Source organism: Raineyella sp., assembly GCF_034933565.1.
GTDB lineage: Bacteria > Actinomycetota > Actinomycetes > Propionibacteriales > Propionibacteriaceae > Raineyella.
The window spans coordinates 89249-113781 of sequence record NZ_JAYFNG010000019.1; the positions used below are offsets into that span (position 1 = coordinate 89249).

Annotated in this window: 21 protein-coding genes and 1 tRNA gene; 6 read left to right on the forward strand and 16 right to left on the reverse strand. The window is 72.3% G+C overall.

Annotated elements, in window-relative coordinates:
* Positions 1-19: 19 nt before the first annotated feature.
* The 6 genes from pth to VB059_RS06520 form a co-directional block, all read right to left on the reverse strand.
* Positions 20-622 (reverse strand): aminoacyl-tRNA hydrolase, encoded by a 603-nt coding sequence (pth, locus tag VB059_RS06495; protein ID WP_323421288.1) that lies wholly within the window; start codon positions 620-622, stop codon positions 20-22.
* 48 nt (positions 623-670) lie between these two features.
* The gene (locus VB059_RS06500; RefSeq protein WP_323421208.1) at positions 671-1261 is read right to left on the reverse strand and encodes a 50S ribosomal protein L25/general stress protein Ctc; all 591 of its coding nucleotides are present in this window, start codon (positions 1259-1261) and stop codon (positions 671-673) included.
* A gap of 431 nt (positions 1262-1692) precedes the next feature.
* A complete protein-coding gene (locus tag VB059_RS06505; protein ID WP_323421209.1) occupies positions 1693-2688 on the reverse strand; it encodes a ribose-phosphate diphosphokinase in 996 nt (331 codons plus the stop codon).
* 117 nt (positions 2689-2805) lie between these two features.
* On the reverse strand, positions 2806-4104 hold the full coding sequence (gene glmU, locus VB059_RS06510) for a bifunctional UDP-N-acetylglucosamine diphosphorylase/glucosamine-1-phosphate N-acetyltransferase GlmU (protein WP_323421289.1): 1299 nt from the start codon (positions 4102-4104) through the stop codon (positions 2806-2808).
* Positions 4105-4324: 220 nt separating this feature from the next.
* Positions 4325-5869, reverse strand: coding sequence for a N,N-dimethylformamidase beta subunit family domain-containing protein (locus VB059_RS06515; RefSeq protein ID WP_323421210.1), 1545 nt, complete (start codon positions 5867-5869; stop codon positions 4325-4327).
* A 191-nt stretch (positions 5870-6060) separates the two neighbouring features.
* Entirely contained in the window at positions 6061-7077 is a 1017-nt protein-coding gene (locus tag VB059_RS06520) for a hypothetical protein (protein ID WP_323421211.1), read from the reverse strand.
* A 161-nt stretch (positions 7078-7238) separates the two neighbouring features.
* Here VB059_RS06520 and VB059_RS06525 point away from each other — a divergent pair, with 161 nt between their 5' ends.
* Positions 7239-8141 (forward strand): hypothetical protein, encoded by a 903-nt coding sequence (locus VB059_RS06525; RefSeq protein ID WP_323421212.1) that lies wholly within the window; start codon positions 7239-7241, stop codon positions 8139-8141.
* A gap of 184 nt (positions 8142-8325) precedes the next feature.
* On the opposite strand, the gene VB059_RS06530 is transcribed toward VB059_RS06525, so the two are convergent.
* Together VB059_RS06530 and VB059_RS06535 are read right to left on the reverse strand one after the other, a co-directional pair.
* Positions 8326-8407: transfer RNA gene (locus VB059_RS06530), tRNA-Gln, on the reverse strand.
* A gap of 253 nt (positions 8408-8660) precedes the next feature.
* Positions 8661-9497, reverse strand: a complete 837-nt coding sequence (locus VB059_RS06535) for a sulfurtransferase (RefSeq protein WP_323421213.1) — start codon at positions 9495-9497, stop codon at positions 8661-8663.
* Positions 9498-9708: 211 nt separating this feature from the next.
* On the opposite strand from VB059_RS06535, the gene VB059_RS06540 reads away from it, so the two are divergent.
* Positions 9709-10404, forward strand: a complete 696-nt coding sequence (locus VB059_RS06540; RefSeq protein WP_323421214.1) for a TetR/AcrR family transcriptional regulator — start codon at positions 9709-9711, stop codon at positions 10402-10404.
* A gap of 144 nt (positions 10405-10548) precedes the next feature.
* Here VB059_RS06540 and VB059_RS06545 read toward each other — a convergent pair whose 3' ends face one another.
* The 6 genes from VB059_RS06545 to rsmI form a co-directional block, all read right to left on the reverse strand.
* Complete coding sequence (locus VB059_RS06545) at positions 10549-11055, reverse strand: MarR family winged helix-turn-helix transcriptional regulator (protein WP_323421215.1); 507 nt, start codon at positions 11053-11055, stop codon at positions 10549-10551.
* A complete protein-coding gene (locus tag VB059_RS06550; protein WP_323421216.1) occupies positions 11039-11971 on the reverse strand; it encodes a 4-(cytidine 5'-diphospho)-2-C-methyl-D-erythritol kinase in 933 nt (310 codons plus the stop codon). The genes VB059_RS06545 and VB059_RS06550 overlap by 17 nt, the downstream gene beginning before the upstream one ends.
* A 127-nt stretch (positions 11972-12098) precedes the next feature.
* Positions 12099-12938, reverse strand: a complete 840-nt coding sequence (gene rsmA, locus VB059_RS06555; RefSeq protein ID WP_323421290.1) for a 16S rRNA (adenine(1518)-N(6)/adenine(1519)-N(6))-dimethyltransferase RsmA — start codon at positions 12936-12938, stop codon at positions 12099-12101.
* Positions 12939-13068: 130 nt separating this feature from the next.
* Positions 13069-14046 carry a ubiquitin-like domain-containing protein gene (locus VB059_RS06560; RefSeq protein WP_323421217.1) on the reverse strand — a complete coding sequence of 326 codons (978 nt, stop codon included), beginning with the start codon at positions 14044-14046 and terminating at the stop codon, positions 13069-13071.
* Positions 14047-14245: 199 nt separating this feature from the next.
* Positions 14246-15142, reverse strand: a complete 897-nt coding sequence (locus VB059_RS06565) for a TatD family hydrolase (protein WP_323421218.1) — start codon at positions 15140-15142, stop codon at positions 14246-14248.
* 157 nt (positions 15143-15299) lie between these two features.
* Positions 15300-16151, reverse strand: a complete 852-nt coding sequence (gene rsmI, locus VB059_RS06570) for a 16S rRNA (cytidine(1402)-2'-O)-methyltransferase (RefSeq protein WP_323421219.1) — start codon at positions 16149-16151, stop codon at positions 15300-15302.
* 156 nt (positions 16152-16307) lie between these two features.
* Between rsmI and VB059_RS06575 the strand changes: the two genes are divergently transcribed.
* A complete protein-coding gene (locus tag VB059_RS06575) occupies positions 16308-17828 on the forward strand; it encodes a dolichyl-phosphate-mannose--protein mannosyltransferase (RefSeq protein ID WP_323421291.1) in 1521 nt (506 codons plus the stop codon).
* A gap of 59 nt (positions 17829-17887) precedes the next feature.
* On the opposite strand, the gene VB059_RS06580 is transcribed toward VB059_RS06575, so the two are convergent.
* Together VB059_RS06580 and cysE are read right to left on the reverse strand one after the other, a co-directional pair.
* The gene (locus VB059_RS06580) at positions 17888-19141 is read right to left on the reverse strand and encodes an FAD-binding oxidoreductase (protein WP_323421220.1); all 1254 of its coding nucleotides are present in this window, start codon (positions 19139-19141) and stop codon (positions 17888-17890) included.
* A 171-nt stretch (positions 19142-19312) separates the two neighbouring features.
* The gene (cysE, locus tag VB059_RS06585; RefSeq protein ID WP_323421221.1) at positions 19313-20134 is read right to left on the reverse strand and encodes a serine O-acetyltransferase; all 822 of its coding nucleotides are present in this window, start codon (positions 20132-20134) and stop codon (positions 19313-19315) included.
* 283 nt (positions 20135-20417) lie between these two features.
* On the opposite strand from cysE, the gene VB059_RS06590 reads away from it, so the two are divergent.
* From VB059_RS06590 to VB059_RS06600, 3 genes are read left to right on the forward strand one after another with little or no spacing between them, the layout of a single operon-like run.
* Entirely contained in the window at positions 20418-22517 is a 2100-nt protein-coding gene (locus VB059_RS06590; RefSeq protein ID WP_323421222.1) for an MMPL family transporter, read from the forward strand.
* Positions 22483-23829: a sensor histidine kinase gene (locus VB059_RS06595; RefSeq protein WP_323421223.1), complete on the forward strand. Its 1347-nt coding sequence runs from the start codon at positions 22483-22485 to the stop codon at positions 23827-23829. The genes VB059_RS06590 and VB059_RS06595 overlap by 35 nt, the downstream gene beginning before the upstream one ends.
* Positions 23826-24446 (forward strand): response regulator transcription factor, encoded by a 621-nt coding sequence (locus VB059_RS06600; protein ID WP_323421224.1) that lies wholly within the window; start codon positions 23826-23828, stop codon positions 24444-24446. Before VB059_RS06595 ends, VB059_RS06600 begins: the two co-directional genes overlap by 4 nt.
* Positions 24447-24533 lie beyond the last annotated feature (87 nt).

Consider the following 24533-nt stretch of genomic DNA (forward strand, 5'->3'; position numbering starts at 1 on the left):
AGGAGAGCCGGGCGCAGGTCTAGGAGTTGTAGCGGTTCTGCGCCGCGGACAGCCCCTCGGTGAGCAGCATCTCCACCGCGTCGGCGGCTCGGGCCACCTCGACGCCGACGGCGTCGCGCTGGGAGGCGGGGAAGCCGGAGAGCACGAAGTCGGCGGGCGCCTGTCGGCCCGGCGGCCGGCCGATGCCGAACCGTACCCGGAGGAAGTCCCCGGAGTGCAGGTGGGCGCGCATCGACTTCAGGCCGTTGTGGCCGTTGTCGCCGCCGCCCTTCTTCAGCCGTAGCTGGCCCAGGTCGAGGTCCAGCTCGTCGTGGATGGCGACGATCTCGGCAGGCGTGACCCCATAGAAGGTGGCCAGCCGGCCGACCGCGATGCCCGACTCGTTCATGTAGGTGCGGGAGCGGACCAGGGCCACGCGTACGGCACCCGGCGCGGGAACGCCCGGACCGAGCGGGCCGATCCTCGTCTCGGCGACCTCCGCGCGCATCTTCGGCACCGATCTCAGCGCGACCCGGGCGCGGCGGGCGAGTTCATCGACCACCATGTACCCGACGTTGTGTCGGGTGTGGGCATAGGTGGGGCCCGGATTGCCGAGCCCCACCACCAGCCACATGTCAGTCAGTCCTTCGGATCGATCGGTGTCGTCGGATCCCGCGGTGTCCGCGGGGGATCACTCGGCCTCGGGCTCCTCGACGGCCTCGGGCTCCTCGACGGCCTCGACGGCCTCGTGGGTCACCGACAGGATGGTCTCGTCCTCGTCGCCGACGAAGCTGACCCCGGCCGGGAGGGTCAGATCCTTGGCGATGACCTGCGCGCCGGCCTGCAGGCCCTCGACGTTGATCTCGATGTCACCGGGGATGTCGGTGACCGGGGCCTCCAGGCTGATGGTGTTGCGGTCGACCACGACGGTGGTGCCCGGGGCGGCCTCGCCGGTGACGAGGATGGCGACCTCGACGACGACCTTCTCGTTGGCGCGTACGGCCAGCAGGTCGACGTGGATCAGGTGGCGCTTGATCGGGTCACGCTGGATCTGCTTGGCCAGGGCCAGGCGCGGGGTGGACTCGCCGGCGACGTTGAGCTCGAGCAGGGCGTTGTCGGTGCGCAGGGCGAGCATCGCCTCGTGCCCCGGCAGGGACAGGTGCAGCGGGTCCATGCCGTGGCCGTAGAGCACGGCCGGGACAAGGTGGGCGCGGCGGGCGCGGCGGGCAGCACCCTTGCCGAACTCGTCGCGGACCTGGACGGAGAGGGTGGCATCAGCCATGGTGGCCTCCTGGTGTCGGGCCGTCACGCGGGCGGCCGGGATGCTGGTTCTGCCGCCAGGGCCGGGACGTACGCGTCGACCGGCACGCCGCGACCACGGGTCAACGGCACACCACGTCGATCACGTTCGGCGTACCTGCGTACGCCTCCCCTCGCCGAGGCAACCCGGACAGGCTATCACGTCGTGATCCGGACGAGCGGGAGCGGGATGCCACCCCGGGCGACCCGGCGACCCGGCGACCCGGCGACCCGGGCGCAGGATACGAACGGGACGGGCGGGCCCAGGAACGCGGACCGGGCGCCGGCACCCCGAGGAGGTGGTGCCGGCGCCCGGGCAGGACGCGGTGTCGACGACGAGCGGTGCCGACGATGAGCTGTCAGCGACGAACAGTCAATGACAAAGAGTCGGCGACGAGCCGTCGCGAGGAGTGCTCAGTGGCGAGTGCTCAGTGGCGAATTGTCGGCGAACAGCTTGGTGACCGAGCCGTCCTCGAACACTTCGTGGATGGCCTGGGCCAGCATCGGAGCGATGGACAGCACGGTCAGCTTGTCCACCGGCACCTGGGTGCGGATCGGCAGCGTGTTGCAGACGATGACCTCCTCGAAGGCCGAATCGTTCAGCCGCTGCGCCGCCGGGCCGGACAGCACCGGGTGGGTGGCGGCGGCGATGACCTTCTTGGCACCGCGCTGCTTGAGCGCCTCGGCGGCCTGGCAGATGGTTCCGGCGGTGTCGATCATGTCGTCGACGAGCAGGCAGACGCGCCCCTCGACATCACCGACGACCTCGTGCACGGCCACCGTGTTGGCGATGTTGGGGTCGCGACGCTTGTGGATGATGGCCAGTCGGCTGCCGAGCCGGTCGGTCCACATATCCGCGAGGCGCACCCGACCGGCATCGGGGGACACGACGGTCATCTCGTCGGTGTCGTACTTCGCGGCGACATACTCGGCGAGCACCGGCAGACCCCACAAGTGGTCGACCGGGCCGTCGAAGAAGCCCTGGATCTGCGCGGCGTGCAGGTCGATCGACATGATCCGGTCGGCGCCGGCGGCGCTGAACAGGTCGGCGACCAGACGGGCCGAGATGGGCTCCCGCCCGAGGTGCTTCTTGTCCTGGCGCGCGTACGGGTAGAACGGGGCGATCACGGTGATCCGCTTGGCCGAGGCACGCTTCAGCGCGTCGACCATGATCAGCTGCTCCATCAGCGATTCGTTCACCGGCGACGCATGCGACTGGACCACGAAGGCGTCCGAGCCACGGACCGATTCCTCGTACTGGACGTAGATCTCCGAGTTCGCGTAGGTCACCTGGCGGGTGGGCACCAGCTCGGTGTCCAGATGCCGGGCGATCTCCTGGGCGAGCTCGGGATAGGCGCGACCGGTGAAGAGCATCAGGTGCTTCTCGGTCGGCAGCTTGAAACCGCTCACGTGTGCTGGTCTCCTCGGAGTTGTCGGGGGTGCCGGCCCCCGGTGATGTGTGTCGCCGCGCTGACCCACGGCGGGACGCGCCGACAGTGGCTCTGCCGGCGCGGGGTGTGTCGATCCTCAGTCGAGGCCGGAGCCACGGGCGCCGGCGGCACCCTGCGTGGTCACATCCTCGGTGACGGTCGATCCGGCGGCGACGTACGCCCCGTCGGAGACCGTGACGGGAGCCACCAGCACACTGTGGGCACCGATGAAGGCACCGGCGCCGACATGCGTTGTCTGCTTGGACTTCCCGTCATCGTTCGCGACGATGGTACCGGCACACAGCGTGGCTCCGGCGCCGATCTCGACATCCGCCGCGTACGCCTGGTGGGCGACCGTCGTGCCTGCCCCGACCACCGCGCGCTTCGTCTCGACGAACGCGCCGAGCCGGACGTCCTCGGCGAGCTCGGTGCCGGGACGCAGGTAGGCGAACGGCCCGACCTGGCAGCCGGACCCGACGGTGGCGAGCAGCCCCTGGGAGCGGCTGATCGTCGCCCCCTCGCCGACCTCGACGTCCTTCAGCGTGGTGTCCGGCCCGATCACTGCACCGGTGGCGATCGAGGTCGCCCCGAGCAGCTGGGTGCCGGGCAGCAGGGTGACGTCGGGGGCGATGTCGACGGAGTCCTCGATCCAGGTGGTGGCCGGGTCGACGACGGTGACACCGGCGAGCATCCACTTCTCCCCGATCCGCCGGTTCATCTCGGCGCCCATCCGGGCCAGCTGGAGGCGGTTGTTGACCCCCTCGGTCTGCCACAGGTCCTCGGTGACGTACGCCCCGACGCGGCGCCCGACGGCGTTGGCGTGGGCGATCACATCGGTGAGGTAGAGCTCGCCCTGCGCGTTGTCGGTGCCGAGACTGGCCAGGCCGTCGTGCAGGACGTCGGCGTCGAAGACGTAGATGCCGGAGTTGATCTCGGTGATCGCCCGCTCCGCCTCCGAGGCGTCCTTGTGCTCGACGATGCGGGCGATCCCGGCGTCGCCGCCGCGGACGATCCGGCCGTAGCCGGTCGGGTCGGGCACGTGCGCGGTCAGCACGGTGACCGCGTCCCCGGAGCTGCGGTGGTCCTCGACCATGGCGCTCAGCGTCTCGCCGCTGAGCAGGGGGACGTCGCCGTACGTGACGACGACGATGCCGCTGATCTCCCCCAGCGGCGCCAGGCCGCACATCACCGCGTGACCGGTGCCCTTCTGCTCCTCCTGCACCGCGGTCAGCACCGCCGGGGCGACCTCGCGCAGGTGCGCCTCGACCTGTTCGCGCTGGTGGCCCACCACGACGACCAGGTGCTCCGGCGACACCTGTTCGGCGGCGTCGACCGCCCAGGCCAGCATCGAGCGGCCGGCGACCTCGTGCAGCACCTTGGCCCGGGACGACTTCATCCTGGTCCCGGCACCGGCGGCGAGCACCACGACAGCGCCCACACCTCCGCCTGCCGTTGCGTTCGTCGTCACGTCGTCACTCGCGGTCACCGTCGTCTCCTTGGGCAGGGGCTCTTGAGCAGGCACGCCCCGAGGTGACCGGTCCCGCAGGACCGGAGGACCACTCCGCGGCGTGTCCTCACCCTATCGCGCAGCGCCCGTACGGCCGGTGAGGCGGGCCCTACCGGTCGACCGGGCCGCCGGTGCCGGTGGACGTGGCAGTGGGTGCGTTGAGCCCGGCCAGGTTCGGGGTGGTGGTGACCGCACCCCGGCCGTTGCCCTTGGCCATCTGGCGGAACGCGTTCTCCATCACCCGCCGGACGAAGGAGACCGAGGCGTCGGTGATGTTGTACTTCGCGTTCGGGCCGTTGAGCACCTTCACCCACATCATCGAGCCGGTGGCCCAGACCCCGGCCGTGCCGGTGGAGTAGTAGGTCATGTCCGAGTAGGTGTGCTTGTTGGTCCCGCAGGCCACCGGAGAGTGCGCGGCGACGGTGAGCGAGTCGGGGGTGCCCTGGATCGGGTAGGCGCGGTCGATCTCGATGCCGACGACGCCGGGGATCCGGTCGCCCTTCTTGACCCCGGCGCCCTCGAAGAGCGGGAAGGACGGGTCCTCGATCACCATGTCGCCGTAGGCGGGGAAACATTCGTAGAGCATGCCGGTCAGTGAGTTCTCCGGGTCGGGGTGGGGCCGGGAGCGCCACATCACCGTGGTGTCGACCGCGTCCTTCTTCGGGTCGGAGGTGTTCTTGTACCCGACCACGACGCGCCGGTCACCGGTCGCCCCGTCCTCCAGCCGGACCCGCCAGTAGACGGCGTTGGCGCCGAGGAAGGCCAGCGACGTGCCGGTGTCGCGGGCCTTCTCCACGGCCGTACGCTCCGGGACCGTCCAGTACTCGTCGTGGCCCATGCTGACCATCCCGGAGGCTCCCTGCAGCAGGTCCGGTTCCCGGTCGAGGTCGACCGACGTGACGTACGCCAGGTCGACGCCGAGCCCCTCGGCGAGCTGGATCGTGGCGAGTTCGTCGCCGAAGAACTGCTGGGCGCCGTTGCCTTTCTGCGGCCGGTCGAAACTGACCCGGGTCGCACGGCTGTTGCCAGGCCCGTCGTAGAGCGAGTAGCCGCCCCAGTCGTTGTACGCCTGGTCGGTGATGACGGCGTTGACGATCACCAGCCGCCCGGCGGTGGAGCGGCTGCGGACGGTGACCGGCACGTAGCGCGACCTGCCCGCGGCGGTGAGCTTGAGCAGATAGGAGCCCTCCGGCCAGCCGGTGGTGGTGACGTCGGCGGTCTTCGACCACGTGGCCACGACCATGTTGCCGGCCTCGATCACCGGGTCCGGCTGTTTGACACCCTTGAGCGGCTGCGGGGACTGCCAGACCAGCCGGGCGCCGGTGCCGCCGTACGATCCGACCCGGTAGGCCGCGACGGCGACGTCCCCCAGCGTCGAGGTGACGTGGAGGCCGAACGACTCCCCCGGCAGCACCGAGGTGCGGTCCGCATAGCCGGCCAGCTGGGCGTCAGTGGCCACCGCGGAGCCGGGGATCTGCCAGTCCTCCGTCCCGGGCCTGGCGTTCTCCGCGACGGTCCACGGCTGGGCCGGCGACGCCGAGGTGGTGGCGTGCGGGCCGGTCGGCGGGGTGCTGGGCGCCGCGCAGGCCGTCAGGAGCAGGCAGACGACCAGCAGGGCCGCGCCGGCGCGGCGCCGGCCGGATCGGATTCGCATGCCGGTGAGACTAGTGCGCCGCTGGGGCGGCGGGCCACGGCTGCCCGGGGCACCGACTCGGGTCACGCTCAGGGCCGAAGAGCCCGGAGGTGAAGCCCTCAGAGGTCAAGGGCCCAGGAGTGAAGAGCTCAGAAGTGAAGGGTCCAGGAGGCGGAGCCCTCAGAAAGCGGAGGACTCAGAAAGCGAAGAGCTCAGGAAGCGAAGCCGGCGTGGACGTGGTCGTGGTGGGTGTCGTCGGTGAAGAATGCCGAGCCGGACAGCGCGTACGGTCCACCGACGTTGTAGGAGCCGGCCTTCGCCGCATCGCGCATGTAGGAGGTCACCAGCGCCTGCGGAGTCGACCCGGCGACCACGGCCTGCCCGTCGATCCGCCAGGTGTCGAAGGCCCGCCCCCGCGGATGGTCACTGAGCCGGCTGGTGCCGAACACGTAGGTGGGGTGGCCGGAGCGGACCACGCTCACCCCGATCCGGTAGGTCCGGGCGAGCCCCAGCATCGCCTCGAGCACCGAGTCGTGCACCTGCCCCGAGGCGATGTCGGCCGCCGAGGCGGGCGGAAGGTCGATCCGCTCCGAGGTCAGCACCTCGTGGGCGAGCGGCGAGGGGGTGACCGCCGGACCGGGGTCGGACGGGTGGATCTCGGTGACCCGCCAGCTCGGCGAGGCCTCGACCAGACGTACGTCGTACGTCGCCCCACCGGTGGTGACCGCACCCGCGGCGTCACGGGTCCAGGCCCGGGTCACCACGAGCACGCTCGCGGTGCTGGCGAGGATGCCGCCGTACTGTGCCTCGATCACCTGCAGCACCGACGCCTCGGCGTCCGAGACGACCGGGCCGGCGGCCGCGACCAGGCCCTGGTCCTGACCGAGGGCACTGAGCCGGGCCCGGGCTGCGGCCGCCCCGGACTGACCCGGCCCCCAGGTGCCCAGGGCCTCGACGAGGCGGGTCGCGGCGAGCTTGACCTCGGGACGTACGTCGCGCGGGTCCGCCGGCCAGGCGGCAGCCGCGGGCAACGGGGTCACGGTGGGGCCCAGCGTGGGGGTGCCGACCGGGCCGGGTGGGCTGGCCGCTGGTGTCGCACCGGCGGACCCGGCACCGCCGGTGGATCGGGCACCGCCGGTCGGGCCCGGGCGGGTGCAGGCGGACAGCAACACGCCGGCGCCGGCCAGCAGCAGGGCCCGGCGCCCGACGTGTGGCGGGTCAGCGGTCACCCTGACAGTGTGCGTCGCAGGAGCTGAGTCGCGGATGATGAGTCACGGGAGCTGCCTCGCAAGTGACGAGTCGGACCCGCCCGCTGCCGCTGGACGTGCCGCGTGAGCGGATCGGCGAGGATCATGAACGGTGAGCTTCGACAATCCCGCGGAGGGGCGCGATGCACCACGACATTCCGCTGGCCATCCTGCTGACGATCGCCAAGACGATCGTCTTCGCCCTGGCCGCGACCCTGCAGCACCAGGCGGTGGGGCAACAGTCCGGCGGTCCTCACCGACGCGAGACCCTCAGCCTGCGCCAGTTGTGGGCCCTGATCCGGTCGTCGCGCTGGTGGCTCGGCGCGGGACTCAACGGGGTCGGCGCCCTCCTCTCCATCGGCGCGCTGCTCCTGGCCCCGCTGACCGTCGTGGCTCCCCTCGCGGTCCTTGCGGTGCCCTGGACCGTCATGCTGGCCAGCCGCGTCCACCACTTCCGCGTCCCGCCCGTGATGTGGGGCGCGGTCGGCCTGACGGTCACCGGCACCGCATGGTTCGCCGTAGTGGCCGTCCTCCACACGGCCGAGCACGACACGTACGCCGGCTCCGGGGTCCTCGTGGGCGTCCTGGTCGTGTTCGCCATCGCCGGGCTGCTCGCCCTCGTCGGTGCACGCGGGCCGCGGGCCTGGCGCTGCCTGGCCTGGGCGAGCGCCGGATCGGTGATCTTCGGGCAGGAGTCCGGTCTGATCAGAGTGATCGGGGAGTACATCCGGCACGAGGACTGGGCCGGCTCGGTCAGCTTCTGGGCCCTCGGGGTGGCACTGGTCGCCGGCTCCCTGCTGGCCGCCGCCTTCACCCAACAGGCCTTTGCACACGGCCCGGCGGAGACCGTGATGGGCACGACGAACGCGGCGGCGCCCATGGTCGCCGTCATCTTCGGCGTCGCAGTGCTGGGCGAGGGCGCGGCGCTCACGGTGCCGGCCGCCGTGATGATGATCGTCTCCGGGCTGCTCGCGATCACCGGCGTGATCCTGCTCTCCCATTTCCATCCCCACGCCCGACGGATGCCCCAGCCCTCTCCGAGCTGAACACGCCCTGCCCGAGCTGACCACGCCCTGCCCGAGCTGACCATGTGGCCAATCACGGGGAGGACGGTCGGAGCCCAGTTCCCGCGGACCTTGCGGGCTTTCCGCGGATACCTGGGTATCCGCGGAAACGCGCGGACGTCCGCGGGAATCCTCGCCCTCGGCGCCCGATGGCGACGGCCCTCGATGGCTCCCCGGGCAGGAGTCGAACCTGCGTCGCTTGTCCTGATTCAAAGTCAGGCGGGCCCTGCCGACAGACCAACCGGGGAATGGCGTGAACCGCCCCAACTGTACGCAACGAACGGGCTCGCCGTCACCACGGCCCACCGGCAGGATCGCTCCATCGTCACCATGGCCGCTCCACCGTCACCATGGTGGCCCCACCGGCAGGATCGCTCCACCGTCACCATGGCCGCTCCACCGTCACCATGGCCGCCCCATCGGCAGGACAGCCCACCGTCACCGCGACCCACGCCGGGACCGCCCACTGTCAGGACGGCCCCACTGCCAGGACAGTGGCCGCTATCCCCGCTCGGGCCCCATGGCCCGGGGCAGCGGGTGGTTCGACCACTGCGACCAGGAGCCCGGGAAGAGAGCGGCGTCGAAGCCGGCGATCGCCAACGCGGCGATCTCATGGGCGGCGGTGATCCCGGAGCCGCAGTAGACGCCGATCGGGACCCCGTCACGTACGCCCAGGTCGGTGAACCGCCGACGCAGCTCATCGGCGGGCAGGAACCGGCCGTCGGGAGCCAGGTTGTCGCCGGTCGGCGCGCTCACGGCACCGGGGATGTGCCCGGGGTGCGGGTCGATCGGCTCGGTCTCACCGCGGTAGCGCTCCCCCGCCCGGGCATCCAGCAGCACGCCGGCCCGGGCGAGCTCGGCCACCCGGTCCAGCTCGACCGTGGGTGCCTGTCCGGAGTCGAGGACGACATCACCCGGCTCGGGGCTGGCCTCACCGGTCTCCAGCGGAAGTCCGGCCGCCTGCCAGGCCTGCAGGCCACCGTCCAGCAACCGCACGGCGTCGAAGCCGGCCCAGCGCAGCAGCCACCAGGCACGGGCTGCAGCCAGGCCGCCGGTCGCGTCGTACGCCACCACCCGGTCCCCCTGGCGGATCCCCCAGCGTCGGGCGGCCGCCTGGAAGTCGGTCGGGTCGGGCAGCGGGTGACGGCCCTCGGCGGCCGCCCCGGGCGAAGCCAGCTCGGTGTCCAGCGCCACGTAGACCGCTGCGGGCAGATGCCCGTCGCGGAACCGGTCGTGACCGTACGGGTCGCCGAGCGCCCACCGGACGTCGAGCAGCACCGGCGCCTCCCCGCGGGAGATCTGCTCGTCCAGCTCCTGGGCAGTGATCAGTACGCTCATGCCAGCACGCTAGGCAGCAGCCGCCGCGAGGTCCAATCCGGCCGGCCCGGGCCCACGGCCCGTGGGCGGGACCCGATCGAGCCGGACTGTGGGCGGGACCCGATCGGGCCGGCTCGTGAGCGGGACGATCGAGCCGGCTCGGGCCCCGCCCACGGCAGCGGTCCGCAGGCCGCACCGACCCGACACGTACGCGGTCTGGAAGACTGGGCCCGTGGCATCCAGGAGCACCCCCGCAACACCCGCCGGCGAGACACCCGCCGGAGGTGGTGTCGTGCCCGGCCGGGCACGCGAGGGACGGACCCGGATGACGGCGGCGCAGCGGCGCGAGCAGCTCATCCACGTCGCCCGGGTGCTGTTCGCCGAGAAGGGGGTGGAGGGTACCACCGTCGAGGAGATCGCGGCCAGCGCCCACGTCTCCAAGCCGGTCGTGTACGAGCACTTCGGCGGCAAGGAGGGCCTCTATGCGGTGATCGTCGACCGCGAGCAGCGGACGTTGCTGGAGGCGATCCGGTCGGGCATCGACCAGGCGAAGGGGCCGCGGCGCAAGGTGGAGGCCGGCACGCTGGCCCTGCTGGGCTACATCGAGACCAACCCGGACGGCTTCCGGATCATCTCCCGGGACGCCCCGACCGGCTCCACCGGGACGTCGTTCGCCACGATCCTCTCCGACGTCGCCTCCCAGGTGGAGGACATCCTCGGCGATGAGTTCCGTCGGCGGGGCCTGAAGGAGGAGATGGCCCCGATGTACGCGCAGATGCTGGTCGGGATGATCGCCTACACCGGGCAGTGGTGGCTCGACGAGCGGGACCAGGACCGGGCCACGGTGGCCTCGAACATCCTCAACCTCGCCTGGAACGGCCTGTCGCGGATGGTCGTCGATCCACAGATCTACACACCGCTCGACTGACGTACGTGACGTACGTGTTCCGCTGACGTCCGTGGCCCGTACCCCGCCGACGCGAGTGTTCCGCTGATGTCCGTGGCCCGTACTCCGCCGACGCGAACGTCCTGCCGACGCCCGTGCCACACGGGTGCGGCACCGACCCAACGGCTACCCGCCGGTCGGGGCCGGGTGCTCCAGCTCCCCGGCCAGGGTCCGCAGCAGGTCGGCGAGCTGGGCCGCGTCGTCGCCCGGCAGGACCGCCAGGATCCGTCGCTCGGCCGCGAGCAGGTCGACCAGGGCCCCGTCGACGGTCTCGAGACCCGCCCGGGTGAGGGTGACGACGACGCCGCGACCGTCGTGCGGGTCGGGGCCGCGCCGGACGAGCCCACGGGCGGCGAGCCGGTCCACCCGGTTGGTCATCGTGCCGGAGGTGACCATCGTCTCCTGCAACAGCCGGCCCGGTGACAGCTGGTAGGGCTCCCCCGAGCGCCGCAACGCTGCCAGGACGTCGAACTCCCAGGACACGATCGCATGCTGGGCGAAGGCGGCACTGCGCGAGTGGTCCAGCTGCTTGGCGACCCGGGTCACCCGGCTGAGCACCTGCATCGGCGCGAGGTCGAGGTCGGGACGCTCGCGACTCCAGTCGGCGATGAGCCGATCAACCTCGTCCTGCATGCGGGAATCCTATCGACGCGGGTGCGGTCACGACGTGGATGTCCCGCCCCGGCAGACCGACGCGCAGGGCGGTGGCCAGCACGGTCGCGTGCACCGCGTCGCGGGCCAGGAAGGCGCAGGTCGGGCCGGAGCCGGACACCATCCGGCCGACCGCCCCGGCCTCCTCGCCCGCCGCCAGCGTCGCAGCCAGGTCGGGCCGCAGCTCCAGGGCCGGCTCGGCGAGGTCGTTGCGCAGCGTCCGGGCCAGCGCGACCGGGTCCCCGCCCGCCAGTGCCGCCAGCAGCCCGTCGGGCACGACCGGGGCCGGCACGCTCGCCGGCGGGTGCAACCGGTCGAACCGCCGGAACACCGCCGGGGTGGACAGCCCCTCCCCCGAGGTCACCAGCACCCAGTGGAAGACGTGGTCGACCCGTACGCCCGTCAGTCGCTCCCCGCGGCCGTGGCCGACCGCGGTCCCGCCGAGGAGGGTGAACGGGACGTCGCTGCCCAGCACCGCGCCGAGCTCCAGCAACGCCTCGCGGGGCAGGCCGAGCCCCCACAGCCGGTCGCAGGCCAGCAGCGCGGCGGCGGCGTCGGCGGAGCCGCCGGCCATCCCGCCGGCGACCGGGATGCCCTTGGCGATCGCCAGGTCGACGCCCCGGCGCGGGGCGTACGTCTCGCCGAGCAGGCGGGCGGCCCGGACCGCGAGGTTGTCCTCGGGTGCGCCCACCAGGTCGGCGCCCGGACCCTCGACGGTGACGGTGACCACCCCGGCCGGCGCGGCGGTCGCGGTCAGCTCGTCGAAGAGCGAGACCGACTGGAAGACGGTGGCCAGGTCGTGGAAGCCGTCCTCGCGGCGCGGCCCCACGCACAGGGCCAGGTTGATCTTGCCCGGCACCCGCACCCGGACGGGGTCGCCGGGCTGCGTCCCGGTCACAGAAGAGCCGGGCGCCGAGGACTCGGCCACAGGTGTCCCGGTCACAGAAGAGCCGGGCGCGGACGGTTCGGTCACCGGCATCCCCGCGCCGGACGGCCCGGTCATCGGGCGCTCGGTCACTGGCCGCTCAGTCACGGGGCACCTGCTCGGCGATGGCGGCGAAGTCGGCCACGGTGAGGGTCTCCCCGCGCGAGGTGGGATCGATCCCGGCCGCCACCAGGGCCTGGCTCGCGGCGGCCGACGAGCCGAAGACACCGGCCAGCGCCGAACGCAGCATCTTGCGGCGCTGGCCGAAAGCGGCGTCGATGACGGCGAACACCTGTTCGCGGGTGGCAGTGGTCGGCGGGGCGGGCCGGCGGGTGATCCGCACCAGCCCGGAATCGACGTTCGGCACCGGCCAGAACACCGTCGGCGGCACGTTGCCGACCCGGGTCGCCTCGGCGTACCAGGCGACTTTGGCGCTGGGCACGCCGTACGTCCGCGACCCCGGCCCGGCGACGAGCCGGTCGGCGACCTCGGACTGCACCATCACCAGACCGTGCTCGATCGAGGGGAACAGCGCCAGCAGGTGCAGGATCACCGGCACGGAGACGTTGTACGGCAGATTGGCGACCAGTGCGGTGGCGGGGGCACCGGGAAGCTCGGTCACCGCCAGCGCGTCGCCGACGACGAGGGTGAAGCGGTCGGCCTGCCCCGGTGCCCGCTCCGCCACGGTCCGTGGCAGCCGGCCGGCGAGCAGTTCGTCGATCTCGATCGCGGTGACGGATCCGGCGACCTCGAGCAGTCCGAGGGTCAGCGACCCCAGACCGGGCCCGACCTCGACGACCCGGTCGTCCGGCCCGAGCCCGGCGAGGGCGACGATCCGGCGGACGGTGTTGGCGTCGGTGACGAAGTTCTGCCCGCGGGTCTTGGTCGGGCGCAGCTCCAGTTCGGCGGCCAGCGCCCGCACCGTGCTGGGATCCAGCAGGGCCGGCCCGCTCGGCGACGCCGCCTCGTCGCGCTGCGTCGTGTTCTCCTCGGGTGCTCCCACGGGTCCGTACGTTATCAGCGCAGCCGGCCGGCGGAGCGCCGTGACGGTTCCGGTGCCGGGAGCCGGATCAGCGCAGGCCGAGCTTCGAGGTGCAGGCGGGCCAGGCACCCCAGCCCTGGGCGGCCTGCACCTTGGTGGCGATGGCGATCTGCTCGGCCTTGCTGGCCGAGCTCGGCAGGCCCGAACCGCCGTACGCACGCCAGGTGGACAGGTTGAACTGCAGGCCGCCGTAGTAGCCGTTGCCGGTGTTGATCGCCCAGTTGCCGCCCGACTCGCACTGGGCGATCTGGTCCCAGACACCCGCCGGCGCCGAGCTGCTGCTGGAGCTGGAGCCGGACGACTTCGTGGTGCTGGTGGTGGCCTTCTTGGCCGTGCTGGTCGTCGTGCTCGACGACGTGGTCGGCTTCGGGGCCGGCTTGGGTGCCGCGACCGGCTCCGGCTTCGGGGCGCGAGTGATGGCGACCTTCAGGCCGTCGGTCAGCACGGTGGTGAGACCGGGATCGACCTTGTCCCCGTCGGCGAGGGAGACCTTCTGCTCCTTGAGCAGGTCGTCGACGGTCCGGGTGGTCGAGATGACCTCCTGGGACCTGCCGTCGACATCGAGCTGGACCTTCTTGGGCGTCTCGACGCTGAACGACAGGCCCTCGCGGCCGATGCCGCTGGACCGGCTGGTCGAGACGAGCGTGTTGGCGTCGGCCAGCTGCAGCATCCCGAGCACCTGGTCGACCGAGGTGGCGGTGGTCCAGATGGTGCGCGCCTGGCCGTCGATGGTGACGGTGACCGGACGGGCGTACTGGACCGAGATCTGCTCGCCCTCGGCGAGGGTGGAGTCGGCGGACGGGGCGACGACGTCATGCTCGCTGAGTGTGATGCCCTTGGTGGACAGCGCCTGCCCGACGGTGCCGGCGTACGTCCGGAACTGGGTGGGCGTCCCGTCCAGGGACACCGTGACGGTCTTGGCGAGGGCCTCGTTGACACCCACCGTCCCGAGTCCGAGCGTCAGCACGGTGCCGGTGGCGATGAAGGCGATGGTCTTCTTCTTCACGAAGGGGTTCTCCCGCTCGACTGTCGGGCGATGCGCGCCCAATTCCTGCAACGTCACGGAACGATAACGTCGCAACCTGTTCGTGATCAAATCGGCCGATCGGCGCGGCGCCGCCGCGGACCGTCGGGCGGGTCCCTGCGCAGCTCGGCGACCGCGTTCCGTCATGGCGTGTTTCCCCTTGTCAGCAGGCATGGTGAGGTCAGCGGGCGGGGTCGGGGCCGGCGCTCCGGGCCGGCCAGGAGCCACCGAAGGCATCGTGGGTGTTCTGCACCAGGACGGCACACAGCTCGGCGATCGCGATCCCGCGCCGCTCGGCCAGGAACCGGACGGTGTGCGGGACGAGGTAGCTGGCGTTGGGCCAGCCGCGCCGCGGCACGGGAGTGAGGAAGGGCGCGTCGCTCTCCACCAGCACCCGGTCCAGCGGCGCCACGTCGAACGCCTCCCGCAACGCCTCGTTGGCCGGGAACGTCACCGTGCCGGGGAAGGACAGCCAGGCGCCCCGGTCGAGGAACATCCGGGCGTCGGCGGCATCGCCGGAGAAGCAGTGCATGACGAGCCGGTCGGGCACGCCCTCGGCGTCGAGGATCTCCACGATCGGCCGGTGGGCGTCGCGGTCGTGCACCACGACCGTACGGCCGTGCCGGGCGGCGATGGCCAGGTGCGCGGCGAACGCCTCGCGCTGGGCGCTGCGGCCGCGTCCCTCCGAGGTGCGGTAGTAGTCCAGGCCGGTCTCCCCCACGGCCCGGACGACGTCCGGACGCGGATCACCGGCCAGCGTCTCGATCTCGCGCAGCGCCTCGTCGAGGCCGGCCCGCCCGGCCCGCTCGGCGAGGCGGGCGGCGTCATTGGGGTGGAGGGCGACGGTGGCGACCACCGACGGCTCCCGGGCGGCCAGCTCGAGCGCCCACCGGGAGCTCTCGACGTCGCAGCCGACCTGGACGGTGCGCGTGACGCCGACCGAGCCAGCGCGCTGCAGCAGGTCGTCCACGGCGAGGCCGGTGTACTCCGCGGTCGTGTCCAGGTGGGTGTGGGAATCGGTGACCGGCGCGGGCAGCGCCTCGGGCATCGGTGCAGGGGTGTCCTTCACGGGCCGCATCCTACGGCCCTCCCGTGTCGCGGCGTCAGCGCCCCCGGCAGCAGTGGGATCGGGAGCACCTCGGACGGTGGCGTCAGCAGCGCCACCGGCAATGGGGTCGGACGTTCCTCAGCCAGCAGGGTCAGGGGCGCCACGGGCGACTCGGGGCGGAAGCGTCTCAGGCGTCCGTGTCGAGGGCGGCCCGGTAGAGGTCGTTGCTGCCCAGACCGGTCTGGGCGGCCACCTGCTTGGCGGCCTCCTTGAGCCGCAGCCCGCCCTCGTGCAGCTGCCGCACCCGGGCGACCGCCGCCCCCTCGTCGACGACCGGCTCAGCCGCCCCCTGGACGACCACGGTGATCTCCCCACGGGCCCCCGTCGCGGCCCAGTCGGCCAGCTCGGCCAGCGGCCCGCGGACGACCTCCTCGTACGTCTTGGTGAGCTCCCGGCAGACCGCCGCCGGACGGTCCGCGCCGAGCACCGCGGCGGCATCGGTGAGGAAGTCGGCCAGCCGGTGCGGCGCCTCGAAGAACACCATGGTGCGCCGCTCGTCGGCGAGATCGGTGAACCGGCGGCGGCGCTCCCCCGACTTGCGCGGCAGGAAGCCCTCGAAGCAGAACCGGTCCACCGGCAGCCCGGACACGGCCAGCGCGGTGAGCACCGCCGACGGGCCGGGCACGGCGGTCACCCGGATGCCCGCCTCGACGGCGGCCCGGACCAGCCGGTAGCCCGGATCGGAGACCGACGGCATGCCCGCGTCGGTCACCACCACCACGCGGTGGCCGTCGCGCAGCTCCTGCACCAGCCCGGGCGTACGGAACGCCTCGTTGCCCTCGAAGAAGGAGACGACACGCCCGGCCACTTCGAGCCCCATCCGCCGCAGCAGGTCGAGGAACCGGCGGGTGTCCTCGGCGGCGATGACGTCGGCCTGCGACAGCGCGGTCCGCAGGGCCGGGGAGACCGCATCGATGTCTCCGATCGGGGCTCCTGCGAGCACCAGTAGCCCTTCGCCGGGCGTCGCTGCAGCCTGCACTCTGATCTCTCCTTGCCGGTGGCTCCGTACGATGGCGGCGTGAGTCTGCCACCCGATCCACTGCCCGAGGCCGAGTCTGCCACCCCGCCCGCCGCGCGCAGGCGTCACGACCGGCGGCCGGACGCGCGGACGGTGGTCGAACGGCTCCGTCCCCCGATGCCGGACGCCCGGCGCGGCTGGGCACTGGTCGGTATCGTCTCGCTGGTCGCCTTCCTGCTGCGGATCTGGAACCTCGGCTACCCGAACAAGCTGGTCTTCGACGAGACGTACTACGCCAAGGACGCCTGGTCGGTGCTCCGGTACGGCTACGAGCGGACCTGGGCCGACAACGCCAACGACCTGATCGTCCACGGGGCGCTCGACCAGATGGGCACCTCGGCGGAGTTCGTCGTGCACCCGCCGATGGGCAAACTGCTGATCGGGCTGGGCGAGGCGATGTTCGGGATGAACTCCTTCGGCTGGCGGTTCATGGCGGTGGTGTTCGGCACCCTGCTGGTGGCCGCGACGATGCTGCTCACCCGCCGACTGTCCCGATCGAACCTGGTCGCCGGCATCGCCGGCATCCTGCTCAGCGTCGACGGGCTCGCGTTCACGATGAGCCGGCTCGCGCTGCTCGACATCTTCCAGGCGACCTTCCTGGTGGCCGCGGTGGCATGCCTGGTGCGGGACCGGGACGCGATGCGGTCCCGGCTGGCGGCGCATCTGGAGGCGGCCGGGGCGGCCGACCTGGGCGGAGCGTACGGGCCGCGGCTGTGGTGGCGGCCGTGGCGGCTGGCGGCCGCGGTGCTGTTCGGCTGCTCGATCGCGACGAAGTGGAACACCGTCTACGCGTTGGCCGCGTTCGGGGTGCTGTCGTTGGCCTGGGACATCGGCGCCCGCCGGCTGGCCGGGGCCCGCCGGCCCGCCCTGCCGGGTCTGCTGCGGGACGGGGTGCCGGCGTTCGTCCAGCTGGTGCCGGTGGCGCTGGCGGCCTACCTGGCCACCTGGATCCCCTGGCTGACCAGCACCGGCGGCTGGGACCGGCAGTGGGCCGTGCAGAACCCTGATGCGCCGCTGGCCCGGGCCCTGCCGCACGGCCTCGCCTCGCTGATCGCGTTCCACCGGGAGATCTACCAGTTCCACACCGGCTCCTACATCAACCACGCGACCCACCCGTACGCATCAGGGCCGTGGGGCTGGCTGATCCTGGCCCGGCCGCTCGGGCTCGACGCGGTGAACGGCATCGCCCCGGGCACCGACGGCTGCCCGGCGAACAGCGCGGAGAACTGCATCCGGGTGATGACGACGCTGGGCACCCCGCTGCTGTGGTGGGGGGCCGCGGCGGCGCTGGCGGCGGCGATCGTGCTGTGGATCGGCCTGCGCGACCAGCGGTTCGCAGTGCCGGTGGTCGGCGCGCTGTCGATGTGGCTGCCCTGGTACCAGTACACCGAGCGACCGCTGTTCTTCTTCTACGCGATCTGCATCGTCCCGTTCACGGTGACCGCGCTGGCGCTGTGTCTGGGCCGGATCATCGGGCCCGCCGACGGCGGCTGGCGCCGGGTGGTCGGGGCCACGATCGCCGGGGTGTTCGTCGCCCTGGTGATCCTCAACTTCGCCTGGTTCTGGCCCCTCTACACCGACGGCCTGCTGACCTGGTCGCAGTGGTGGTCGCGGATGTGGTTCCCCAGCTGGGTCTGACCGGCCCGGTCGGCACCCGGGTCATCCGCGGGTCGCTCCCGGACGAATCGGCACCCGGGTCACTCCCGGACGAAGCGGTTGCGCACCCGCGCCGCGCCGACCAGGGCCAGGCTGCGCGCTTGCCGGCCGACCCGCCCGCGCGGGTGCACCGGGCTCCACGGCAGCCGGGTGCTGGCCCCGACCACGTGGTCGGCGATCTGCAGCGCCCCGGCGGTCGCGGCGGCCATGTGGTCGTCGCCGAAGCCGGTCGCGACGTGGATCCCGTTGCTGCGCAGCCCGACCTCGCCGACCAGCGGCAGCCCGTCGTAGCTGCGGAAGCAGCCGTACTGCCAGGCGTGGGTGAGCTCCAGGTCCGGCAGATGTGCGGCCGTCCAGGCGGCCAGTTCCGCGGCGGCCGTACGGTCCCCTCGCCCGGTGAGGTGGGCCCGGCCGGCGACCACCACCTGGCCCGGGCGGAACCCGGGCCGCAGCACGTACGGCCGGTCCGGGTCGTCGATCACCCGGTAGGCGCCGGGCAGGTCGTAGCCGTGACCGGCGAGGGCGTGCACGGTGGTGGGCAGCAGCCGGGGCCCGACCAGGCCGAAATCGGGATCGGGGGCGCCGGTGGCGAGCAGCACCGCCCGGGCCCGGACGACCGCGGTCGACTCGACCCCGGCCTCGTCACTGCTGCGGAAGTGTGCCCGGATCGGGGCGCCGGGGACCAACTTGCCCAGTCTGCTGCCCTCCTGGACCAGCCCGCCCTCGGCGACGACCGCGCGGCCGAGGGCCTCGGCGTACTGGCGCGGCTGCAGGGCGATCGCGTCGTCGATCCGGAGCGACGGGCGGGTCGGGAACGGCAGGCCCGGCTCGTCCTCGGCCTCGGGGTTGATCCCGGCGGCGCGCATCGCGGACCGCTCCCGCTGCAGGTAGTGGGCCCGGTGGCCGTCCTCGACGGCGGCGTGGCCGGGCAGCGCCAGTGCCGGCACGCCACCGGCGGCGGCCTCCCGGCGGATGAAGGCCAGCGCCCGCTCGAGCTCGGCGACGTACGTCACGACGGCCTCGCTGCCGTGGGTCTCCTCGATCACCTGGCACGAGGTGCCGTGCAGGATCGAGGCGACGCCGGGGGTCGCCGCACTGGTGCCGGCGCCGATCCGGTCGGCGTCGACCACCACGACCCGGGCCCCCGCGCGGGTGGCGGCGAGCGCCGCGGTCAGCCCCACGATGCCGGCCCCGATGACCAGCAGGTCACAGTCCCGGTCCTCCACCGGCCCACAGGTCCGGGGACTCGTGCCCCACAGCGGCGTGGTCAACGGCAGGTGTTCGACGGCAGGCATGCCCTCAGACTAGCGATCCGGCCCGGCCCCCAGGACGGACAACCCGGACGGACGCACTCCGGACGCACGCGTGCTCTGCACCGACGCGTACCCGCGCCGACGCACGCCCGGGACCGGTGCCCGCCTCAGGCCGCGCCACGCTCAGGACGGCGCGCTCACGTCGGACGCCGCTCAGGCCGGTCCGGCGCCCCAGGCGTTCTGTCGCTCGCGGCGCTCCGACTCGATCAGCTCATGCTCCAGGTCGAGGGCGGGGTGGGCGTTGGCCGGGTAGCTCACCGGACGGGCCGGCACGCCGGCGACGGTGGTGAAGGCCGGCACGTCGGACAGCACGACGCTGCCCGCACCGATCTTGGCGCCCTCGCCGACCTTGATGTTGCCGAGCACCGTGGCGCCGGCGCCGATCATCACGCCGCGGCCGATCTTCGGGTGGCGGTCGCCGCCGACCTTGCCGGTGCCGCCCAGGGTGACCTCGTGCAGCATCGAGAAGTCGTCCTCGATCACCGCGGTCTCGCCGATCACGATGCTGGTCGCATGGTCGAAGAGGATGCCCTTGCCGATCCGGGCCCCGGGGTGGATGTCCACCGCGAAGGCCTCCGACGTACGGCTCTGCAGGTAGAGCGCCAACGCCTGGCGGTCGTGGACCCAGTACCAGTGGGCGATCCGGTGCGCCTGCAGGGCGTGGAAGCCCTTGAAGTACAGCAGCGGCTGGGAGTAGCCCCGGGTCGCCGGGTCACGCGAGAGGACGGCGGCGAGGTCCTCACGGACCGCGGCCCCGATGCCGGGCTCGGCATCCAGCGCGGCCTTGATCATGTCGAACAGGGTGAGCTCGGTGAGCGTGGTGCTGTTCAGCTTGCTGGCCAGGATGTGCGCCAGCGACGACTCGAGGTCCGGGTGCCCCAGCACGACGGAGTGCAGGAAGCTGGCCAATGTCGGCTCCTGCGCCGCGTCACGCGCCACCTCTTCACGGATCCGTTGCCAGATGTGATCGGTCATCCCACGTCCTTTCGACGACCTCGACCGGTCGGATCGACCCACCGAGGTGTACGTGAACTTATGGATACCATCACATCACCTGAGTATCAAGACCCGTGCCGCACCCTCGGGATCCGGCTCGGGCCGATGCCGAGCCGCGGAGTCCGCCTCGCGTCGACGCGCCCAGCCGCATCGGCCCCACGCCGAAGGGCGCGTGGCCAGCTGGTATTACACCTTTCGGATGATCTTTGTTTCAGTCCCGTTCGTGATGATCGGCGCCGCCCAGCCTGGTGGAGTCGAGGGCATGGCAGTTTCTCTCATGCGTACGCCCTTCTCCGACCGGTTGACCTCCCGGCGCGGGGCGTGGATCGCTCTCGGCGTGTCGATGATCGTCCTGGTGGCGCTGTTCGGGCTCTTCGGCGGCGCGAAGGCCCCGGCCCGGGCCGGGCAGGCGCCGGTCGGCGCGGAGTCGACCCAGGTGAGCGAGCTGATGGACCGCTTCCCGAACGCGGACCGTCAGTCGGTGCTCGTCGTCGCCTCCCGTACGGACGGCGGTCAGCTCTCGCCGAGTGACCTCGACGGCCTCAGGGGGCTCCTGCCGGCGCTCGAGGAGCGGGCCGGTGCCGGCTCCTCCGGGCCGATCCCCAGCGAGGACGGCCGGGCCGCGATCCTGATCACCCCGATCACCGTGGGGGCCGACACCACCGAGACGGCGGCGATGATCACGTCGCTGCGCTCGGCGGTCGCCGCGCACACCCCCGCCGGGCTGGTGCTGCAGGTGACGGGCGGGCCGGCGTTCGGGGCCGATGTCGCCTCGGCGTTCGACGGCGCGGACTTCACCCTGCTGATGGTGACGATCCTGATCGTCGCGATCCTGCTGATCGTCACCTATCGTTCGCCGGTGCTGTGGCTGATCCCGTTGATCGTCGTCGCGCTGGCCGATGGGCTCGCCGGCCGGGTCACGGCCGCGGCCGGGTCGTACTGGAACCTTTCCTTCGACGCCGGCATCATCAGCGTGCTCGTGTTCGGTGCGGGCACGAACTATGCGCTGCTGCTGATCTCCCGCTACCGCGAGGAGCTGCAGCGGACCGACGACGACCGTCAGGCGTTGAGCACGGCCTGGCGCAAGGCGGTGCCAGCGATCCTCGCGTCGAACGTCACCGTGGTGCTGGCCCTGCTGACCCTCACCTTCGCCACGATCCCGATGACCCGCGGCCTGGGTGTGCCGGCCGCGATCGGTCTGCTGATCGCGCTGGCGGCGGTGCTGTTCGTCCTGCCCCCGTTCCTGGCCGTGTGCGGACGGAAGGTGTTCTGGCCGTTCGTTCCTCGCCCGGGCGAGTCGCGCGGGCAGGGTCGGGCGTGGCGCGCCGTCGCGTCCCGGGTCGCGAAGCGTCCGGTGGTGGGCCTGCTGGCGGGGCTCGCGCTGCTCGGGGTGATGGCCACCGGCCTGTTCGGCACCTCGGTGGGGCTCGACCAGCTGGCGAAGTTCCGGGTGCAGTCCGAATCGGCAGCCGGTCTCGAAACGCTCTCGGCGCACTTCCCGCCCGGCGAGGCCCAGCCGATCTTCATCATCACCGACAGCGCGGCGACCGATCAGGTGGTGGCCGCCGCCAGCGGGGTCGAGGGTGTCGTACGCGCCCACCCGGCCGGGCGGACCGCGGACGGGGCGTTGACCAAGGTCATGGTGACCAGCGAGTACTCCCCCGGCACCGAGCCGAGCCTGGCCCAGATCACCGAGCTGCGCGACGCCGTGCACCCCATCGCGGGTGCGGAGGCACGGGTGGGTGGCGCGGTGGCGACCGAGCTGGATGCCCGGGCGGGCAACGATCATGACCTGGCGCTGGTCGCGCCGCTGGTGCTGGCGGTGAGCTTCGTGGTGCTGCTCGTCCTGCTGCGCTCGCTGGTCGCGCCGGTGCTGCTGCTCGCGGTGAACCTCACCAGTGCGGTCGCCGCGATCGGGGCGGGGGCCTGGCTGAGCCGGGTCCTGTTCGGTCAGCCGGCACTCGACCTGCAGGTGCCGATCCTCGCGTTCCTGTTCCTGGTCGCGCTGGGCATCGACTACACGATCTTCCTGGTCCACCGGGTCCGGACCGAGGCCCGTCGGCTCGGCACCCGGGCGGGCATGGTCGAGGCCGTCGCGCACACCGGCAGCGTGATCACGAGCGCGGGCATCGTGCTCGCCGCGGTCTTCGCCGCGCTCGGCGTGCTCCCGCTGGTCACCCTGGGCCAGCTGGGCCTGATCGTCGGGGTGGGGGTGCTGGTCGACACCCTGGTGGTGCGTACGGTGATCGTGCCGGCAATCTTCAGCCTCCTCGGCGACCGCATCTGGTGGCCCGGGAAGCTGTGGGCCCGCCAAGGAGAATTGAGCCATGAGCTTCGTACACATACCGCTGACGCGCGCTGACCCCTCGGGGTCGGCGCCGGCCGGATCGACGGTGCCCGCCGGGGCGACGGCATCCGAGGGGGCGACGCCACCGGTGGGACCGGTGGCGCCCGCCGGGCCGATCGTGCGGGCGATGGAGATCGGTCAGCACCTGATCGCCGTCGTGCTGACCTCGATCGGTGTGATCCGCGCCATCGGTGACGGTGTGGGGCTGCCGACGGCGATCATCTCGGGAGTCGCGATCCTCGCCTGGCACACCGCCGGCACGATCCTGCCGGCCAGGACCCACTCGCGCCGTCTCGCGGTGTGGTGGCTGATCGGCTTCGCGGCGATCTGGATCGTGGCCGTCGCGGTCTCCGACGAGTTCGTCTGGCTCGCGTTCCTGCTGTGGCTGCTCGCCGGGCACCTCCTGCGGGTCAGGTGGGGGCTGCTGTTCTCCGGCCTGGTGCTCGCGGTGGTGATCGTCGCCCCGATCCTGCACCACGGCACGACGAGCTACGCGAACGTGTTCGGCCCGCTGATCGGCGGAGTCTTCGCGTTCGGCATCTCGCGCGGCTACCTGCAGCTGCTGCGCGACGCCGCCGAACGGGAGCGCCTGGTGGCCTGGCTCACCAGGGCGCAGCGCGAGATGGCCGAGCTCCAGGACGAACTCGCCCTGGCGCAACGCCACTCCGGGGCGATCGCCGAACGTACGCGGATCTCCCGCGACATCCACGACACGATCGCCCAGGCGCTGTCCTCGATCCGGCTCCTCGCCCACGCCGGGAGCAACCGGACCGACGACCCCGACGCCGCCCGTACGCTCGCCCAGGTGGAGGCGCTGGCCGGCGGCAGCCTCGCCGATGTGCGCCGGATCGTCGCCGCGCTCGCGCCCGCCGAGCTCGAGGACGACGCGCTGGCGGCAGCGCTCCAGCGGATGCTCGACCGGGCCAACGACGAGACCGGGCTCCAGGTCGATCTGCACGTGGACGACACGCTGCCGATCCTGCCGACCGAGGTCGAGGTCGCGCTGCTGCGCACCGCCCAGTCGGCCCTCGCGAACGTACGCCTCCACTCCGGCGCGACCCGCGTCGTCGCCAGCCTGATCGACGCCGACGACTCCGTACGACTCGACATCATCGACAACGGCACCGGCTTCGACCTCACCGCCTGGGAGCAGGACACCGAAACCGCCGGCACGAGCTACGGCCTGCGCTTCATGCGGGCACGCCTGCGTGAGCTCGGCGGCGGTCTCGACATCGAGAGCGCTCCCGGCGAAGGCACCGCGGTGTCTGTCCACCTCCCGATCCACACCGACCCGGCCCAGAGCCGGCCGGCCCAGGAGCAGCCATGACGACCAGCGTGCTACTGGTCGATGACCACCCCGTGGTCCGCAGCGGGCTGCGCGCCGTGCTGGCCACCGCAAGCACGGTGGAGGTCATCGGCGAGGCCGCCACCGGCGAGGAGGCGATCACCCTGGCGGCACATCTGCATCCGGACGTGGTGCTGTGCGACCTGCGCCTCGGCGACGGCATCGACGGCATCCGGGCCACCGCTGCACTCCGCGAGCTCGACCCCGCACCGGCCGTGCTCATCCTGACCACCTTCGACCGCGACGCAGAGATCCTCGGCGCGATCGAAGCGGGCGCCGCCGGTTACCTGCTCAAGGACGTCGACCCGGAAGCCATCATCAACGGCATCCTGCGCGCCGCCGCCGGTGATGTGGTGCTCGCCCCCGACCTCGCCTCGAGGGTGCTCAGAGGCATGCACAGCCCGCTGCCGAAGCTCACCGACCGCGAGATCGAGGTGCTCCGGCTCCTGGCGACGGGCTCGACGAACAAGGAGATCGCCCGCGCCCTCTTCGTCACCGAGGCCACCGTGAAGAGTCACCTGGCGCACATCTTCACCAAGCTCGACGTCGACAGCCGCTCCCGCGCGATCCACGTCGCGCAGGAGACCGGGCTGATCTGACCCGGCTGCGCCGCTCCCTGTCCCGCACTCCCCTATTTCCCGCAATCCCGCATTTCCAGCACTCCCCCGTTCCACGAGCCCGCCCAT